The organism is Modestobacter sp. VKM Ac-2978, from assembly GCF_026968025.1.
In the GTDB taxonomy this organism is placed as follows: Bacteria; Actinomycetota; Actinomycetes; order Mycobacteriales; family Geodermatophilaceae; genus Modestobacter.
Window position 1 is genome coordinate 1 of record NZ_JAPVBP010000015.1, and the last position, 2,392, is coordinate 2,392.

The following is a 2,392-nucleotide window of genomic DNA, read 5'->3' on the forward strand; positions in this document are numbered from 1 at the left end:
GGCTCGGCGCTGAAGAGCCCCACCAGCATGAGCGCCACCGAGCTGGTCGGGGTCGCGATCGCGGCCCTGGTCCTGCTGCTGACCTTCGGGTCGCTGGTGGCCGCGGGGCTGCCGCTGCTGACGGCGATCATCGGGGTGGCCATCTCGTTCCTCGGCGTCTGGGCAGTGGCCGGCCCGCTCGGGATGGCGATCACCAGCGGGATGCTCGCGCTGATGCTGGGGCTGGCGGTCGGCATCGACTACGCGATGTTCGTCGTCTCGCGCTACCAGGAGGAACGGCTCAGCCACGACGACGCCCAGACGGCCGCCGGCCGCGCCGTGGGCACCGCGGGGTCCGCGGTCGTCTTCGCCGGGACGACGGTGGTGATCGCGCTCGCCGGTTTGTTCGTGGTCGGGATCCCGTCGCTGACGAAGATGGGGCTGGCCGCCGCCGGCGCCGTCGTGGTGGCGGTGCTGGTGGCGCTGACGCTGGTCCCGGCGCTGCTGGGCATGTTCCCGAACCGGGTCCGCTCGCGGTCGCAGCGGCGCGGTGGTCGCACCTCGCCCCGCGTTCCGGTGGCCGGTACGTGGATGCGGCTGGTGCGGCGCCGGCCGCTGCTGGTCACGGTGGCCGGGGTCGCGGTGCTCGCCGCTGTCGCCGTCCCGGCGCTGTCGTTGCAGCTGGGCACCCCCGGCGACGCCTCGCTGCCGACCACGGCCACCGAGCGCCGGGCCTACGACCTGCGGGCCGAGGCGTTCGGCCCCGGTTCCAACGGCCCGCTGACCGTGGTGGTCGACGCCCGCGGTGCGAGCGACCCGCAGACCGCCGCGGCGGCCGTCGCCGACGACCTCGCGGCGACCGACGGCGTGGCCTCGGTGTCGACCCCGACCTTCAACGAGCAGGGGGACACCGCGGTCCTCACCGCCGTCCCCACCACCGGGCCGACCGACGAGCGCACCGAGGCGCTGGTGGAGTCGCTGCGCGACGCCCGCCCGGCCGTGGAACGTGACCAGGGCGTGAGGTACGAGATCACCGGGACGACGGCGCTGGACATCGACATGGCGCAGAAGACCCAGTCGGCCCTGGTGCCCTACGTCGCGCTCGTCGTCGGTCTCGCGGTGCTGCTCCTGCTGGTGGTCTTCCGCTCGATCTGGGTGCCCATCAAGGCCGCGGTCGGCTTCCTGCTCTCGCTGTTCGCCTCGATCGGGGTGATCGTCGCGGTCTTCCAGTGGGGCTGGGCAGGTGAACTGCTCGGTGTCGAGCAGACTGGCCCGGTCATGAGCCTGATGCCGATCCTGCTGGTGGGGATCGTGTTCGGGCTGGCCATGGACTACGAGGTGTTCCTGGTGTCGCGGATGCGGGAGGCGCACGTGCACGGTGTGCCGGCCCGCGAGGCGGTCGGAACGGGCTTCGCGCAGAGCTCGAAGGTCGTGGTCGCCGCCGCGGTGATCATGATCGCGGTGTTCGGCGGGTTCGCGGCGGCGTCGGAACCGCTGATCAAGATGGTCGGTCTCGGGCTCGCCGCCGCGGTCTTCTTCGACGCGTTCGTCGTCCGGCTGACGCTGGTGCCCGCCGTCCTGCAGTTGCTCGGTGAGCGGGCGTGGTGGCTGCCGCGCTGGCTGGATCGGCTGCTGCCGAACGTCGACGTGGAGGGCGCGTCGCTGGCTCCTGCACCGGCCCAGGCGCAACCGGACCTGGCGCTGAGCAACCGCTGATGAGCATCGGCCGGATCGGGGGGCGGAATGCGGCGGCGGCGCTCGTCGCGTTCCTCTTCGCCGCCCTGGGTACCAGCATCGACACCGAAGGCATCGTCGGTCCGGCCGTGCTCGTCCCCGGCGTGCTGCTCAGCCTGCTGGCCAGCGGCGCGCTGTTCACCGCGGCCCGGTGGCCGCGCGCCGCGACGGCCGTGGCGATCTGCTGCGAGACCGCCGCCTGCGCGCTCGGCTACCTGCCGACGCCGTTGCTGCTGGCCCCGCTGATCGGCTGCCTGTACTGGCTCGCGGTCGTCGGGTCCGTGCGGGCGGTCGCCTGGTGGACCGGGTCCGCGGTGGCCGCGGTGATCCTGGGCAGCCTGATCGACACCCCCACCGGCGGCTCGCTGGTGCTGCGCACCGTCGGCGTCGCGCTGTGGCTGCTGCCGGCGGTGTTCGCCGGCCGCACGGCCCAGGCCCACCGGTCCTACCTCGACGTGGTCCGGGCCCGCGCCGAGGACGCCGAGCGCAGCCGGGACGACGAGGTGCGGCACCGGGTGGGCGAGGAACGCCTGCGCATCGCCCGGGAGCTGCACGACGTCGTCGCCCACCACCTCACCGTGGCCCACGCGCAGGCCGGCACCGCCGAGCACCTCCTGGACAAGCGTCCCGAGCAGGCCCGGGAGCTGCTGGCCGGGCTCAGCGTCTCCACGTCAGCGGC

Annotated in this window: 2 protein-coding genes; both read left to right on the forward strand. The window is 73.7% G+C overall.

Features of this window, described 5'->3' with window-relative positions; genetic code table 11:
• Positions 1 to 1,695, forward strand: a 1,695-nt coding sequence (locus tag O2W53_RS23760) for an MMPL family transporter (protein WP_269165524.1), incomplete at its 5' end; no start/stop codon positions are given.
• A partial coding sequence (locus tag O2W53_RS23765; protein ID WP_269165525.1) for a histidine kinase dimerization/phosphoacceptor domain-containing protein occupies positions 1,695 to 2,392 on the forward strand: 698 nt, incomplete at its 3' end. The genes O2W53_RS23760 and O2W53_RS23765, both read left to right, overlap by 1 nt.